Here is a 14,411-nt window from a genome sequence, read left to right as displayed (position 1 = left end):
ACGGCTGGAAATCGAGGCGGCGAGGCTGGCAACACCGCCCCCGGCCGATCAGGAACGCTGCGGGTTCAGCTTGTCCGCATTCGAGTACAGCTTGTTCAGCGCCGAGATATACGCCTTCGCCGACGCGGCGACGATATCCGGATCGGTGCCGACGCCGTTCACGATGCGCCCGCTCTTTGACAGACGCACCGTCACTTCGCCCTGCGCCTGAGTGCCGGTCGTGATCGCATTCACCGAATACAGCAGCAGCTCGGAGCCGCTGCCGACTTCGCTCTCGATCGCATTGAGCGTCGCATCGACCGGCCCGTTGCCGTTCGCCTCGCCGGTCGTCTCCTTGCCGTCGACCGAAAAGACGACGCGCGCGTGCGGCCGCTCGCCGGTCTCCGAGTGCTGCTGAAGCGCCACGAACTTGTAGTGCTCGCGCTCTTGCGCCTGTGCCGATTCCTCGGTGACGATCGCGATAATGTCTTCGTCGAAAATTTCCGCCTTGCGGTCGGCCAGTTCCTTGAAGCGCGCAAACGCGGCGTTCAGTTCGCCTTCGCTATCGAGCGTGATGCTCAACTCCTGCAGACGCTGCTTGAACGCGTTGCGGCCCGACAGCTTGCCGAGCACGATCTTGTTCGCGGTCCAGCCCACGTCTTCCGCGCGCATGATTTCGTAGGTGTCGCGCGCCTTGAGCACGCCGTCCTGGTGGATGCCCGACGCGTGCGCAAAAGCATTGGCGCCGACCACTGCCTTGTTCGGCTGCACCACGAAGCCGGTGATCTGCGACACGAGCTTCGATGCCGGCACGATCTGCGTCGTGTCGATGCCGAGATCGAGGCCAAAGTAGTCCTTGCGGGTCTTCACGGCCATCACGATTTCTTCGAGCGACGTGTTGCCCGCGCGCTCGCCGAGACCGTTGATCGTGCACTCGACCTGGCGCGCGCCGCCGATCTGCACACCCGCGAGCGAGTTCGCGACCGCCATGCCGAGATCGTTGTGGCAATGCACGGAGAACACGGCCTTGTGCGAGTTCGGGATGCGCTCGCGCAGCGTCTTCACGAGATTGCCGTACAGCTCGGGCACGCCATAGCCGACGGTGTCGGCGATGTTGATCGTCGTCGCGCCTTCGTCGATCACCGCTTCCAGCACGCGGCACAGGAAGTCCATCTCGGAACGGCTGCCGTCTTCCGGCGAGAACTCGACGTCATCGGTGAACTTGCGCGCGAAGCGGACAGCCAAGCGCGCCTGCTCGTAGACCTGCTCGGGCGTCATCCGCAGCTTCTTTTCCATATGCAGCGGCGACGTCGCGATGAACGTATGAATCCGGAAGCGCTCGGCGGGGCGCAGGGCATCGGCGGCGCGTTGAATGTCTTTGTCGTTTGCGCGGGCAAGCGAGCAGACCGTGCTTTCCTTGATGATCGACGCAATCGTGTTGATCGCGTCGAAATCGCCGTTCGAGCTAGCCGCGAAGCCCGCTTCGATCACGTCGACGCGCATCCGCTCCAATTGCTTCGCGATGCGGATCTTCTCTTCTTTCGTCATCGACGCTCCAGGCGATTGCTCGCCGTCGCGCAACGTCGTGTCGAAAATAATCAGCTTGTCTGCCATTTCAGGTCTCCGGGGACTCGTTCATTCGATTGGATACAAAACGGAATTCAGGTGTTTGCGCCACCGCAGGCGACGCCAAACAACGAACGAGGCAAACGGAGGGCGGAAACGATCAGCGCGGCAGGCGCGCTAGAGCTAGCGCGCGTAGCGGCGCACCGGCTAGAAGGGAAAGGAGGGGGAACGTGAAAGTTGCCATGCCGGTGACTATAGCGGCATTCGGATAATCGTGCAAATGGGTGGGGCGGCCATCCGTCGGCGGGCGATCCCGGGGGCGGCCATCCGTCGGCCGGCGAGCCCGGGGCCGGCCATCCCTGGGGCGGCCTTCCGTCGGCTGGCGCTCCCGGGAACCGCCAGCCGGTCGGCCACCCCGAGCGGCAAAACAAAAACGGCAGCCAATCAGGCTGCCGTTTTCGAAAACCCCGCGTAGGCCGGATCGTGCCGGATCAGTGATCGTGCGGCGAAGACCTCGCCGGATTCTCCCTGCCCCGAATCGTCATATACGCCCAGAAAGCGTACCCCGAAAAGCCATACAGCACGAAAAGGCCAAACAGCATGAGCGGCGGATCGGACGACACCAACACGAACGCCACGACGACCAAGAGAATCGCAGCGAACGGCACGCGATGCCGCACGTCGAGCGCCTTGCCGCTGTAGAACGGCGCATTCGACACCATCGTCACGCCGGCGTACACGGTCAGTGCGAACGCCACCCACGGCAGCCATACCAGCTTGACCGGCACGCGGTTATCCGTCGCGAGCCAGACGAAGCCCGCGATCAGCGCCGCCGCGGCCGGGCTCGGCAGCCCCTGGAAAAAGCGCTTGTCGACGACGCCGATGTTCGTGTTGAAGCGCGCGAGACGCAGCGCCGCCCCCGAACAGTAGACGAACGCCGCGAGCCAGCCCCAGCGGCCCAGATCCTTCAGCACCCATTCGTACATCACGAGCGCCGGCGCCACGCCGAACGACACCATGTCCGACAGGCTGTCGAACTGCTCGCCGAACGCGCTTTGCGTGTGCGTCATGCGCGCGACGCGGCCGTCCATCCCGTCGAGCACCATCGCGACGAAGATCGCGATCGCCGCGATCTCGAAGCGCACGTTCATCGCCTGCACGACCGCGAAGAAACCGCAGAACAGCGCTGCGGTGGTGAATGCGTTGGGCAGCAGATAGATCCCGCGCTTGCGCAGGAACTGCTGGCGTTGCGCGCGGCGGCTGTCGATCGGCGCCGGCTCCGCGGCCAGCGCCTTGTTGCGGCGAAACGGCCGCGGCAAGTGCGTGCCGTTGGTCCGGGGGCGGCGCGGTTTGAGTGCGGCCATCGATACCTCCTTGTGCCGCCTTAGAGTTCAGCGAGAATCGTCGACGACGCGGAGACCTTCTCGCCAATCGAGACGCGCGGACGGCTGCCCACCGGCAAATACACATCGACACGCGAGCCGAACCGGATGAAGCCGTAGCGCTGGCCGCGCGTCAGCGGCTCGCCGGCGCGCACGTAGCAGAGAATGCGTCGCGCGATGAGGCCGGCGATCTGCACCGAGGTCACCGTCTGGCCGCCTGCGGTCTGGATCACGACCGCGTTGCGCTCGTTTTCGAGCGAGGCTTTGTCGATGGCGGCGTTCAAGTACGCGCCGGGGAAATATTCGACCTTCGAGATCGCGCCATCCACCGGCGAGCGCTGCGAGTGGACGTTGAAGACGTTCATGAACACGCTGATCTTCAGCGCTTCGCGATTGGCGTAAGGATCGTGCGTGGTTTCGACCGCGACGATACGCCCGTCGGCGGGACACAGCACGGCGTTCGCCTGCGTCGGGATCGGACGCGCCGGATCGCGGAAAAACTGGACGACGAAAATCAGCAGCAGCCAGAACGGCCACGCAAAGCCGAACCCCGCGACGGCATGGATCAGCAACGCAACGACGGCAGCAATCGCAATAAAAGGCCAGCCTTCGCGCGCGATGATCGGGTGAGGGTAATTCATGGATTGATTCAGTCTTTTTGTAAAACCGTAGCATAGCAAAAGCCGTCCGGCGCACGGCGACTCCGGACGGCTTTTTGGTGCAACCGGCACGCGTTTCGCACCGGCTGCGGCAAAGCATCGCGATTTAGTTCTTCGACTGATCGACGAGCTTGTTCTTCGCGATCCACGGCATCATCGCGCGCAGCTTCGAGCCGACTTGCTCGATCTGGTGCTCGGCCGTCAGGCGGCGGCGCGATTGCAGCGTCGGCGCGCCGGCGCGGTTTTCGATGATGAAGCTCTTCGCGTACTCGCCCGTCTGGATGTCCTTGAGGACGTCCTTCATCACCTTCTTCGTTTCGTCGGTGATGACGCGCGGACCCGTCACGTACTCGCCGTATTCGGCGTTGTTCGAGATCGAGTAGTTCATGTTCGCGATGCCGCCTTCGTAGATCAGGTCGACGATCAGCTTCAGCTCGTGCAGGCACTCGAAGTACGCCATTTCCGGCGCGTAGCCCGCTTCCACCAGCGTTTCGAAGCCGGCCTTGATCAGCTCGACCGTGCCGCCGCACAGCACGGCTTGCTCGCCGAACAGGTCGGTTTCGGTTTCTTCGCGGAAGTTCGTTTCGATGATGCCGGCACGGCCGCCGCCGTTAGCCGCTGCGTACGACAGCGCGATGTCGCGCGCCGCGCCCGACTTGTCTTGCGCGACCGCGATCAGGTGCGGCACGCCGCCGCCTTGCGAGTACGTGCCGCGCACGGTGTGGCCCGGCGCCTTCGGCGCGATCATGATCACGTCCAGATCGGCACGCGGAATCACTTGGCCGTAGTGGACGTTGAAGCCGTGCGCGAAAGCGAGCGCGGCGTTCTGCTTGATGTTGGCGTGCACTTCCTTCGCGTAGACCTCGGCGATCTGCTCGTCGGGCAGAAGCATCATGACGACGTCGGCGCCCTTCACCGCTTCCGCCACTTCCTTCACGGCGAGGCCCGCGTTCTCGGCCTTGCTCCACGACGCGCCGCCCTTGCGCAGACCGACCGTCACATTCACGCCGCTGTCCTTCAGGTTCAGCGCGTGCGCATGGCCTTGCGAGCCGTAGCCGATGATCGTGACCTGCTTGCCTTTGATGAGGGAGAGGTCGGCGTCTTTATCGTAGAAAACTTTCATGTCTGTTCCTTCGCGTAATCAGTGAAATTCAAATGCGTTGCGTGGTTGCGCCGGGTTGGCGTGGCGTGGTGGCCTCTCGCCCGGCGCGCGACCGAAGCGGCGTTACACCTTCAGAATACGTTCGCCGCGGCCGATCCCCGAGCTGCCCGTGCGGACCGTTTCGAGAATCACGGCGGCGTCGAGCCCTTCGATGAAGGCATCGAGCTTGTCGCTCGCGCCCGTCAATTCGATCGTGTAGGTTTTTTCGGTGACATCGATGATACGTCCGCGGAAGATATCCGCCATCCGTTTCATCTCTTCACGCTCCTTGCCGACCGCTCTCACCTTGATCAGCATCAGCTCGCGTTCGATGTGGGCGCCCTCGGTCAGGTCGACCACTTTCACCACCTCGATCAGGCGGTTCAGATGCTTCGTGATCTGTTCGATCACGTCGTCGGAGCCAATGGAAACGATGGTCAGACGCGACAGCGAATGGTCTTCGGTCGGCGCCACCGTCAAGGTTTCGATGTTGTAGCCGCGTGCCGAAAAGAGCCCGACGACGCGCGATAACGCGCCCGGTTCGTTTTCCAGCAGGACGGAAATAATGTGTCTCATGGTTGATTTCCCAGTCTATCCAGATGTCGATGCGAACGGTTGCCGCCGCTTCGTCTTCGTTGCGCCCTTCGTGAAGGCGCGCGAGAGCCGAAGCCGGCGCGGGCAAGCGTCCTTATAGGTCTTCCGATCCGAGCAGCATCTCAGTGATGCCCTTGCCGGCCTGAACCATCGGCCAGACGTTTTCGGTCGGATCGGTCTGGAAGTCGAGAAATACGGTGCGATCCTTCAGACGCAGCGCTTCCTTGAGCGCCGGCTCGACATCCGAAGTCTTTTCAATGCGCATGCCGACGTGGCCGTACGCCTCGGCGAGCTTCACGAAATCCGGCAGCGCATCCATGTACGAATGCGAATAGCGCTTGCTGTATTCGATCTGCTGCCACTGGCGGACCATGCCGAGGTAGCGGTTGTTGAGCGAGACGATCTTGATCGGCGTCTCGTACTGCTTGCAGGTCGAGAGCTCCTGGATGCACATCTGGATCGAGCCTTCGCCCGTGATACAGACGACTTCGTCATCCGGGTGCGCCATCTTGACGCCCATCGCCGCCGGCAGGCCGAAGCCCATCGTGCCGAGGCCGCCCGAGTTGATCCAGCGGCGCGGCTTGTTGAAGCGATAGAACTGCGCGGCCCACATCTGGTGCTGGCCGACGTCCGAGCAGACGAACGCGTTGCCGTCGGTGAGCTCCCAGAGCTTTTCGACGACGTATTGCGGCTTGATGATCTCGCTCTCGCGGTCGTACTTGAGGCAATTCTTCGAGCGCCAGCCTTCGATGTCCTTCCACCATTGCGCGAGCGCTTCGGTGTCGGGGCCATGCTCGGCGTGCTGCAATTGCTCGATCAATTCCTTCAGCACTTCCTTCACGTCGCCGACGATCGGAATGTCGACCTTCACGCGCTTGCTGATCGAGGACGGATCGATGTCGATATGGATGATCTTGCGCGGACGCGAGGCGAAGTGCGCCGGATCGCCGATCACGCGATCGTCGAAGCGTGCGCCGATGGCGATCAGCACGTCGCAGTTCTGCATCGCCATGTTGGCTTCGTACGTGCCGTGCATGCCGAGCATGCCGAGGAACTTCTTGTCGCTCGCGCGATAGCCGCCGAGGCCCATCAGCGTATTCGTGACGGGGTAGCCGAGCAGATCGGCGAACTGGTTCAACTCGCGCGACGCGTCGGCGAGAATGATGCCGCCGCCGGTGTAGATGTACGGGCGCTTGGCCGACAGCAAGAGCGCGACGGCCTTGCGGATCTGGCCCGAGTGGCCCTTGGTGACCGGGTTGTACGAGCGCAGCGACACGCTCTTCAACGGCTCGTACTGGCACGGCGTCTTCGACACGTCCTTCGGAATGTCGATCAGCACGGGGCCGGGACGACCGGTGCGGGCAATGTAGAACGCTTTCTTGACGGTGGCCGCGAGGTCGCGCACGTCCTTCACGAGGAAGTTGTGCTTCACGCACGGACGCGTGATGCCGACCGTATCGCACTCCTGGAACGCATCCTGGCCGATGGCGGCAGTCGGCACCTGGCCGCTGATGATCACCAGCGGGATCGAATCCATGTAGGCCGTGGCGATGCCGGTCACCGCATTGGTGACGCCGGGGCCGGAGGTCACGAGACACACGCCGACCTTGCCCGTCGAGCGCGCATAGGCGTCGGCGGCGTGCACGGCGGCCTGCTCGTGGCGCACGAGGATGTGCTGAAACTTGTCTTGCTTGTACAGCTCGTCGTAGATGTAGAGTACCGAGCCGCCGGGATAGCCCCAGACGAATTCGACGTCTTCGTCGGCGAGCGCGCGCATGAGCACGGTTGCGCCAATGGAGTCAGTTTCGTGAGGGGTGGTCGTATCCGACGTGGAGAATTCCGCGCTGGGCATATTCATCATTCACCTTTCGAATTTTCGGCAAAAAATTGATCGGGTGCTCTCTGCCGGGCTTGTGGCTCGGGTTCAAGCGGCGCGTCCAGTTGACAGGCGAACTTCTTGGGCTCGCCTCAAAAGAGACAGTCACTTATGTTGCGAACCGTCGAAGATAATCGCTGTGCGTAGCGCGGTCAAGTCATAAGTCCCGCAATGCAACACGCCGGGGGCGCATCCATATCAAAATTCGCTGCAAAAACCGCGTAAAAACAACGCTCCTGCCAGCCTTTGGCACGTCGGGCGACCCCAGCGTCGCAAAAGTTTGTTAGCATCCGCGGGTTTTACGACATTTTTCAATCGATTACGGCGCGCACTCGCTGCGCCGATTCCCACGGATGGCATCAGACAAGGAACTCGCCGATTTTCTGGCGGGCGTCGAAAGGCGCGCGTTCAAGCAGACGGTCTACGCCGTGCGCGACGACGATGCCGCCCTAGATATCGTTCAGGACGCGATGATCAAGCTCGCCGAGAAGTACGGCGACCGTCCGGCAGCTGAGCTTCCCCTTCTCTTTCAGCGTATTCTTCAGAATGCGACGCATGATTATTTTCGTCGCCAGAAAGTGCGCAATACTTGGGTCAGCCTGTTTTCGTCGCTCGGCAACGCGGAAGACGACGAATTCGATCCGCTCGAAACCCTCGAATCCGAGCAAGGCTCCATCGGCGCGGAAAGCAGCGAGCAGCAGCTCGAGCGCGAGCAGGTGCTCGCGCTGATCGACGCGGAGATCCAAAAATTACCGGCACGTCAACGGGAGGCGTTTCTCATGCGTTACTGGGAAGATATGGATGTCGCCGAGACCGCCGCCGCAATGGGCTGCTCCGAAGGCAGTGTCAAGACACACTGTTCGCGAGCCACGCACGCACTGGCGGCCGCGCTCAAGGCCAAAGGAATCACGCTATGAGCTCCGCTCCCGATACAAAAGAACTCGAATTCGCACTGAAAGTGCGCCGCGCGCTCGACGAAAACGCCGCCAACGTGTCTGCCTCCGCTGCCGACAGGCTCGCGGGCGCCCGGCGTACCGCTCTCGCCCGCAAGAAACCGGAAGCCGTCGCCGCACCCGCTTTCGTGCCGGTGTTCGCCCATGCCGGCGCCAATGCGGGCATGCCCGCTCCCGCCTCCGAGCCGCGCCGCGTCTCGCCGCTGCGCCGCGCCTTGCGCGTCTGGCCGCTCGTGGCCCTCGTGCTGGGCGTCGTTGCCGTCGCCTACTGGGAAGACGTGCAGCGCTCCGCCGAACTCGCCGATATCGATGCCGCGATGCTGAGCGACGATCTGCCGCTCAACGCGTATCTCGATCACGGGTTCAACGCGTATCTGTCGCGCGCCCGTTAAAGCGGCAGGGAGACCATCGGGGTGAGCTACAAGCGCGGCTTGGCCGTTGTGTTCGGGTGCGCGATCGCGGGCCTGGTCGCGTTCGCCGCCACTTATCCACGTTTCTATCCGCAGCGGGCGGCCTCGCCGGCTGCCGGCGCGCCGCTTGCCGCGTCGTCGCCGGTCACGTCGCTGACGGTTGATCTGCCGTCGCTCCCGATCGACAACAATCCGCTCTCGTGGGCGCGCCTGACGCCCGCCCAGCACGAAGCGCTCGCTCCTTTCGCATCCGAGTGGGACAAGTTCAGCGACGAACGCAAGCGCAAATGGATCAAGATCGCGTCGCGTTTCGCGAAGATGTCGCCAGAAGCGCAAAAAAGACTCCATGACCACATGACGGAGTGGGCCAAGATGACGCCGGAGCAACGGCGCGTCGCGCGCGAGAACTACCAGGTTTCGAAGGAATTGCCGCCGCAGGCGCGCCAGAACGCCTGGAAGGCGTATCAGGAATTGCCCGAGGAGCAGAAAGAGAAGCTCGCGGCGGCCGAGCGCAAGCGCCGGCCGACGGTCGTCAGCGCGCCGCCGTCCGGCACCAAAAGCGAAATCAAGGGCATCAACCGGCTCGTGAACCAGCACGAACAGCCGGGCAGCAGCGTTGCGGCCTTGCCGCGGCCGAGTCCGGCGAGCGAACCCGCAACGGTCGGCGCGCCGCAGATTCCGGCGCCCGGCAGCTTCACGCCCGCGACGCCGGTGCCGGTGTCGCCGTCCGAAGCGCCGTCGGTGTATCAAGGCTCCTGAGCGCGATTTCGCGCGACCCGCCCGCCCCGCCCGTGCTCACCCCTACGTCTCCAGCCGACGCAACCACACCCGCACCCTCTGCCGTGCGCACGAGCGCTCCGCCGACCGTGCGCCGCCGCCTCGCATCGATGGCGTATGAGGGCGTGATCCTGTTCGGCGTCGTGTTCTTCGCGGGCTATCTCTTCGGCACGCTGACCCAGCAGCGCAACGGCCTCACCCATCACAATCTGCTCGCCGCGTGGATCGGCCTCGTGGTCGGCGTCTACTTCGTCTGGTTCTGGACGCACGGCGGCCAGACACTGCCGATGAAGACGTGGCGGCTGCGCATCGTCGGCGCCGACGGCAACACGGTGCCGGTCGTGCGAGCGGTGGTCCGCTATGCCGTGGCGTGGCTGTGGTTCCTGCCGCCGCTTGCCTTGCATCCGCTCCTGCATTTGAGCCTGCCGGTGACGCTCGGCATCGCGGCCGTCTGGTTCGTGGCGTGGGCCGCGGTCGCGCGATTCGACCGCGAGCGGCAATTCCCGCACGATCGCATCGCGGGCACGCGCATCGTCACCGTCGATCTCGCCCAACCCGCCACCCAAGCGGGGCAATCAGCAGACCAATGAGCCGCCCGATGATGCGCTTTTGCAACGCTCGGCACGGTACAAACGACACGTAATAAGAAGTTCTCGTGACTGTCACGGAGCAGTCACAGCCCCATGGCGGAATGCGCGTATCGCAAAAACTCGACGCGTGAGCCATGGACCAACAAACGTCCGCGACTTCCCTCTTCCGCCAAATCGGCGCCAGCGTCGACCCCGCCGCCTTCCGGCCCGCCTCCCCAGGCGGCACGCTGCCAGTCCCGCAAGATCCCGGTCTTCCGCCAGCATCGGCCAGCAGCCATCACGACGATGACGATGCCGGCTCGCACCGCTACCGCACGATCTGGCTGTCGGATATCCACCTCGGCTCGAGCGGCTGCCAAGCGCCGTATCTGCTCGACTTCCTGCGGCACAACGAGTCGGAATACATGTACCTCGTGGGCGACATCATCGACGGCTGGCAGCTGAAAAAAGGCTGGTACTGGCCGCAGGCCCACAACGACGTCGTGCAGAAGATCCTGCGCAAGGCGCGAAAAGGCACGCATGTCGTCTATATCCCCGGCAACCACGACGAGGGCGCACGCCAATTCTGCGACCTCGCGTTCGGTGACATCCACGTGCGCGGCGAGGCGTTCCATACGACGCTCTCGGGCAAGCGCCTGTGGATCGTGCACGGCGATCTGTTCGACGGCGTGATCCAGCACGCGAAGTGGCTCGCCTACCTCGGCGACACCGCGTACTCGATGATCCTGATCCTGAACCGCTGGTTCAACCGCATCCGCATCAAGCTCGGCTTCCAGTACTGGTCGCTGTCGCAGTACCTGAAGCATCAGGTCAAGAACGCTGTCAACTTCATCTCCTCGTTCGAGCGTGTGATGACCGACGAAGCGCGCCGCCGCGGCTGCGACGGCGTCGTCTGCGGGCACATCCACAAGGCCGAGATCCGCGACATCGACGGCGTGCTCTATTGCAACGACGGCGACTGGGTCGAGAGCCTGTCGGCGCTCGTCGAGACGCTCGAAGGCGAATTGAAGGTGATCTACTGGACCGTCATGCGATCGCCGGAAGTCAGCTCGCGTAAAGCCAAAGCCACCACCGCTTAAATCCTGCTCCTCATCGGACCGCCCTCAATGAAAATCCTGATCGTCACAGATGCATGGGAACCGCAGGTCAACGGCGTGGTACGCACGCTGAAGAACACGACGCGCGAACTCACCGCGCTCGGACATCGCGTCGAGCTGCTCACGCCGCTCGAGTTCAACACGATTCCGTGCCCGACTTACCCCGAGATCCGGCTGTCGCTGTTTCCGCGCCGCAAGCTCAACGCGCGCATCGACGAATTCGCGCCGGACGCGCTGCACATCGCGACCGAAGGTCCGCTCGGCCTCGCTGCCCGCGCCTACGCGATCAAGCACAAGCTGCCGTTCACGACCGCCTATCACACGCGCTTTCCCGAGTACGTGCAGGCGCGTTTCGGCATTCCGCTGTCGGCCACCTACAAGTTCCTGCACTGGTTCCATAAGCCGTCGCTGGCGGTGATGGCGCCCACGCCGGTCGTCAAGACCGATCTGGAAAAGTACGGCTTCACCAACGTCGTGCTGTGGACGCGCGGCGTCGATCTCGACATCTTCCATCAGATGGAGTCGAAGGTCCTCAACACGGCGCGGCCGATCTTCCTGTATGTCGGGCGCGTGGCCGTGGAGAAGAATGTCGAGGCATTCCTGAAGCTCGACCTGCCCGGCTCGAAGTGGGTCGCGGGCGAAGGTCCGGCGCTCGCCGAATTGAAGTCGCGCTATCCCGAGGTCAACTATCTCGGCGTGCTGACGCAGGCCGAGCTCGCGAAAGTCTATGCGGCAGCCGACGTGTTCGTGTTCCCGAGCCGCACCGACACGTTCGGGCTCGTGCTGCTCGAAGCGCTCGCCTGCGGCACGCCGGTGGCAGCTTTCCCGGTGACCGGTCCGATCGACGTGCTCGGCGACGGCGGCGCCGGTGCGATGCACGAAGACCTGCGCGAAGCGTGCCTAGAAGCGCTGAAGATCGATCGCAATCACGCCCGTGCGTGGGCTGAGCGCTTCTCGTGGACGGCGGCTTCCGAGCAGTTCGCGGCTCACTTGAAACCGCTGTCGCGCCCGACGTTCAGCGAGGAAAGCCAAGCCGCATGACGCGCGGCTCGACAGGCGCGAACGCGCGGCCACTGCAACCGGCGGCGTCCCGGGCGGGACAGGCGTCGCCCGAACGGACGGCCGCCGATTCTGCCAAACCCGCCGCCAAACCCGCCGCCGCACCCGACGCCAAGCTCGACGCCGAGCCGTTCGGCGACACCATGTCGTTCGACGACCCGCACGCCAAGCACCCGGCGAGCACGCGTTCCCCTTCGGGCGCGATAATAGGCGCTCCATCGGCCCACCCGCCTCGCCCTCCGCGAGCCGCGGCGCCGGCCGATGGCGACCCTGCCGACTCCGTCCCCCAGGTCACGCCGATGCGCCTTCATCTCTCCGACTCGCACGACAGCGCCGACACCCACGAACCGCTCGGCCCCGACGATCCGCTCGCGCCGCTGCCGTTCAATCCGTACAAAGGCAATCGCGGCGTCACGCGCGCGTGGCACGCGCTCAAAAACTCGCTGAACGGCTTTCGCGTGGCGATCCGCGAAGAAAGCGCGTTCCGTCAGGAGCTGACGCTCGCGGCGATCCTGGTGCCGTGCGGCGTGTTCGTGCCGGTGGACGCCGTCTCGCACGTGCTGCTGCTCGGCTCGGTGATGCTCGTGCTGATCGTCGAACTGCTGAACTCGAGCGTCGAGGCCGCCATCGACCGCATCTCGCTCGAACGTCATGAGTTGTCCAAGCGCGCGAAGGACCTCGGCAGCGCGGCGGTGATGGTGGCGCTTTTTTTCTGCGTCATGACGTGGGTGCTGATCGTCGGACCGCTCGTGGTGCGCTGGGTCGGAAATTGGATCAGACCATAGCCCGTTATTGGTTCGGACCCCACAATGGTGCGTGCGGAAGGGATAAAAGCAGCGACCGTCTGGAATAGACCAGTGAAAACCCTGAATCCAAGGCTAGATAAGAGAACGACCGGTTTATAATCGCCCGGCAGTCTCAAAATCACAGAAACCGAGCCGGGTCGACGCCGCAACACACCCCTTGCAGTGCGCGAGTCCCGGCGGAACCAGGGCCGACGAGAATGGAAGCCAAACCTCCCCGCCGTACTCGTGAGCGCATTCTCGAGTTGTCGCTGAAACTCTTCAACGAAATCGGCGAGCCGAACGTCACGACGACGACCATCGCCGAGGAAATGGAGATCAGCCCCGGCAACCTTTACTACCATTTCCGTAACAAAGACGACATTATCAATAGCATTTTCGCGCAGTTCGAGCAGGCTATTGAACGGCGTCTGCGCTTTCCGGAGGACCATCGTCCGACCATCGACGAAACTTGGTCCTATCTGCAGTACATGGCCGAGTTCATGTGGGCGTACCGGTTCCTCTACCGCGACCTGAACGACCTGCTTGCGCGCAATCGCACGCTCGAAACCCATTTCAAGCAGATCATCAGCCACAAGGTGCGCTTCGCGCGCGAAATGTGCGAGCTGCTCGTTGCGGACAACGAAATGGTCGCCACGCCGGAAGAGATTCAGGTGATCGCGACCAACATGGGCGTCATCTCGACCTACTGGCTGTCGTACCAGTTCGTGATGAACCCGCGCAAATACAACGAACAGGACGCGATTCGCGCCGAACTGCATCAGGTGAGCGTGCACGTGATCTCGATGATGGCGCCGTACCTGCGCGGCCGCTCGCGTCAACTGTTCGACGACCTCGTCTCCGGCAAGCTTCCCAAGCGCGAGTTCGCCGACTTCCTGCCGCCTCGCGAGCCCGGCGCGGCCCGCGCCGACTCGAAGGATTCTCGATAAATGAAATCGGTATGTGTGTACTGCGGCTCTTCGTTCGGCGTGAAGCCGGTTTATGCGAAGGCCGCGCAATCGTTTGGCCGCGCGCTGGTGGAGGCGGGACTGACGCTGGTCTATGGCGGCGGCCGCGTCGGCCTGATGGGCACGATCGCCGATGAGGTGCTCGCCGCCGGCGGCCGCGCGATCGGCGTGATCCCCGAGCTGCTCGTCAATAAGGAAGTCGGGCATCGCGGGCTTTCCGAGCTGCATGTCGTGCCCGACATGCACCAGCGCAAGAAGATGATGGCCGATCTCTCGGACGCGTTCGTCGCGCTGCCGGGCGGCGCGGGCACACTCGAGGAGCTGTTCGAGGTCTACACGTGGGCGCAGCTCGGCTATCACCACAAGCCGGTCGCGCTCTACAACATCGACGGCTATTACGATCCGCTCGTCACCATGCTCGAGCACACGGTGCAGGAAGGCTTCATGCAGCAGACCTACCTCGACATCCTGCAGATCGATACCGACGCCGCCGCGCTGATCGACAAGGTCAAGCGCTATCAGCCGCCCGGCAAGGACAAGTGGTCGGCTAAAACCGCGCCGGATACGGTGTAACGGCC

Annotated in this window: 15 protein-coding genes; 9 read left to right on the top strand and 6 right to left on the bottom strand. The window is 63.5% G+C overall.

Translation table 11 applies throughout. The features are described from left to right. Nucleotides 1-48: 48 nt before the first annotated feature. The 6 genes from FAZ95_RS05945 to FAZ95_RS05920 form a co-directional block, all read right to left on the bottom strand. Nucleotides 49-1,593 carry a 2-isopropylmalate synthase gene (locus FAZ95_RS05945; protein ID WP_137331604.1) on the bottom strand — a complete coding sequence of 515 codons (1,545 nt, stop codon included), beginning with the start codon at nucleotides 1,591-1,593 and terminating at the stop codon, nucleotides 49-51. A 443-nt stretch (nucleotides 1,594-2,036) separates the two neighbouring features. Continuing rightward, a complete protein-coding gene (pssA, locus tag FAZ95_RS05940) occupies nucleotides 2,037-2,909 on the bottom strand; it encodes a CDP-diacylglycerol--serine O-phosphatidyltransferase (protein WP_137331603.1) in 873 nt (290 codons plus the stop codon). A gap of 20 nt (nucleotides 2,910-2,929) precedes the next feature. Further along, nucleotides 2,930-3,568, bottom strand: a complete 639-nt coding sequence (locus FAZ95_RS05935; RefSeq protein WP_137331602.1) for a phosphatidylserine decarboxylase — start codon at nucleotides 3,566-3,568, stop codon at nucleotides 2,930-2,932. Between the two features lie 124 nt (nucleotides 3,569-3,692). Continuing rightward, nucleotides 3,693-4,709, bottom strand: a complete 1,017-nt coding sequence (gene ilvC / locus FAZ95_RS05930) for a ketol-acid reductoisomerase (protein WP_137331601.1) — start codon at nucleotides 4,707-4,709, stop codon at nucleotides 3,693-3,695. 102 nt (nucleotides 4,710-4,811) lie between these two features. Continuing rightward, complete coding sequence (gene ilvN / locus FAZ95_RS05925; RefSeq protein ID WP_136898714.1) at nucleotides 4,812-5,303, bottom strand: acetolactate synthase small subunit; 492 nt, start codon at nucleotides 5,301-5,303, stop codon at nucleotides 4,812-4,814. Nucleotides 5,304-5,415: 112 nt separating this feature from the next. Further along, on the bottom strand, nucleotides 5,416-7,179 hold the full coding sequence (locus tag FAZ95_RS05920) for an acetolactate synthase 3 catalytic subunit (RefSeq protein ID WP_137334439.1): 1,764 nt from the start codon (nucleotides 7,177-7,179) through the stop codon (nucleotides 5,416-5,418). A gap of 371 nt (nucleotides 7,180-7,550) precedes the next feature. Between FAZ95_RS05920 and FAZ95_RS05915 the strand changes: the two genes are divergently transcribed. The 9 genes from FAZ95_RS05915 to FAZ95_RS05875 all read left to right on the top strand — a co-directional run bounded on the left by FAZ95_RS05915 (nucleotide 7,551) and on the right by FAZ95_RS05875 (nucleotide 14,406). Next, a complete protein-coding gene (locus FAZ95_RS05915; protein ID WP_137331600.1) occupies nucleotides 7,551-8,114 on the top strand; it encodes an RNA polymerase sigma factor in 564 nt (187 codons plus the stop codon). Continuing rightward, a complete protein-coding gene (locus tag FAZ95_RS05910) occupies nucleotides 8,111-8,542 on the top strand; it encodes a DUF3619 family protein (RefSeq protein ID WP_137331599.1) in 432 nt (143 codons plus the stop codon). The genes FAZ95_RS05915 and FAZ95_RS05910 overlap by 4 nt, the downstream gene beginning before the upstream one ends. A gap of 21 nt (nucleotides 8,543-8,563) precedes the next feature. After that, nucleotides 8,564-9,319, top strand: coding sequence for a DUF3106 domain-containing protein (locus FAZ95_RS05905; RefSeq protein WP_137331598.1), 756 nt, complete (start codon nucleotides 8,564-8,566; stop codon nucleotides 9,317-9,319). Nucleotides 9,320-9,402: 83 nt separating this feature from the next. Next, complete coding sequence (locus tag FAZ95_RS05900; RefSeq protein ID WP_254699818.1) at nucleotides 9,403-9,927, top strand: RDD family protein; 525 nt, start codon at nucleotides 9,403-9,405, stop codon at nucleotides 9,925-9,927. 134 nt (nucleotides 9,928-10,061) lie between these two features. Further along, nucleotides 10,062-11,006 carry a UDP-2,3-diacylglucosamine diphosphatase gene (locus FAZ95_RS05895; RefSeq protein ID WP_137331597.1) on the top strand — a complete coding sequence of 315 codons (945 nt, stop codon included), beginning with the start codon at nucleotides 10,062-10,064 and terminating at the stop codon, nucleotides 11,004-11,006. Between the two features lie 27 nt (nucleotides 11,007-11,033). Further along, complete coding sequence (locus tag FAZ95_RS05890; RefSeq protein ID WP_137331596.1) at nucleotides 11,034-12,065, top strand: glycosyltransferase family 4 protein; 1,032 nt, start codon at nucleotides 11,034-11,036, stop codon at nucleotides 12,063-12,065. After that, complete coding sequence (locus FAZ95_RS05885; RefSeq protein ID WP_254699817.1) at nucleotides 12,062-12,868, top strand: diacylglycerol kinase; 807 nt, start codon at nucleotides 12,062-12,064, stop codon at nucleotides 12,866-12,868. Before FAZ95_RS05890 ends, FAZ95_RS05885 begins: the two co-directional genes overlap by 4 nt. 218 nt (nucleotides 12,869-13,086) lie before the next feature. Continuing rightward, entirely contained in the window at nucleotides 13,087-13,815 is a 729-nt protein-coding gene (locus tag FAZ95_RS05880) for a TetR/AcrR family transcriptional regulator (protein WP_137331595.1), read from the top strand. After that, nucleotides 13,816-14,406, top strand: coding sequence for an LOG family protein (locus FAZ95_RS05875; protein WP_137331594.1), 591 nt, complete (start codon nucleotides 13,816-13,818; stop codon nucleotides 14,404-14,406). Nucleotides 14,407-14,411 lie beyond the last annotated feature (5 nt).

This window comes from Trinickia violacea (assembly GCF_005280735.1).
Taxonomy (GTDB): domain Bacteria; phylum Pseudomonadota; class Gammaproteobacteria; order Burkholderiales; family Burkholderiaceae; genus Trinickia_A; species Trinickia_A violacea.
Note: the sequence above shows the minus strand (reverse complement) of the source record. Positions and strands in the feature narration are given on the sequence as shown.

Bases quoted from the DNA above. Each gene is read 5' to 3' on its own strand.
- FAZ95_RS05875 (WP_137331594.1), top strand. From the start codon at position 13,816: ATGAAATCGGTATGTGTGTACTGCGGCTCTTCGTTCGGCGTGAAGCCG.
- FAZ95_RS05910 (WP_137331599.1), top strand. From the start codon at position 8,111: ATGAGCTCCGCTCCCGATACAAAAGAACTCGAATTCGCACTGAAAGTG.
- FAZ95_RS05890 (WP_137331596.1), top strand. From the start codon at position 11,034: ATGAAAATCCTGATCGTCACAGATGCATGGGAACCGCAGGTCAACGGC.
- FAZ95_RS05920 (WP_137334439.1), bottom strand. From the start codon at position 7,179: ATGAATATGCCCAGCGCGGAATTCTCCACGTCGGATACGACCACCCCT.
- FAZ95_RS05880 (WP_137331595.1), top strand. From the start codon at position 13,087: ATGGAAGCCAAACCTCCCCGCCGTACTCGTGAGCGCATTCTCGAGTTG.
- pssA (WP_137331603.1), bottom strand. From the start codon at position 2,909: ATGGCCGCACTCAAACCGCGCCGCCCCCGGACCAACGGCACGCACTTG.
- FAZ95_RS05935 (WP_137331602.1), bottom strand. From the start codon at position 3,568: ATGAATTACCCTCACCCGATCATCGCGCGCGAAGGCTGGCCTTTTATT.
- FAZ95_RS05895 (WP_137331597.1), top strand. From the start codon at position 10,062: ATGGACCAACAAACGTCCGCGACTTCCCTCTTCCGCCAAATCGGCGCC.
- FAZ95_RS05945 (WP_137331604.1), bottom strand. From the start codon at position 1,593: ATGGCAGACAAGCTGATTATTTTCGACACGACGTTGCGCGACGGCGAG.
- ilvC (WP_137331601.1), bottom strand. From the start codon at position 4,709: ATGAAAGTTTTCTACGATAAAGACGCCGACCTCTCCCTCATCAAAGGC.
- FAZ95_RS05885 (WP_254699817.1), top strand. From the start codon at position 12,062: ATGACGCGCGGCTCGACAGGCGCGAACGCGCGGCCACTGCAACCGGCG.
- ilvN (WP_136898714.1), bottom strand. From the start codon at position 5,303: ATGAGACACATTATTTCCGTCCTGCTGGAAAACGAACCGGGCGCGTTA.
- FAZ95_RS05915 (WP_137331600.1), top strand. From the start codon at position 7,551: ATGGCATCAGACAAGGAACTCGCCGATTTTCTGGCGGGCGTCGAAAGG.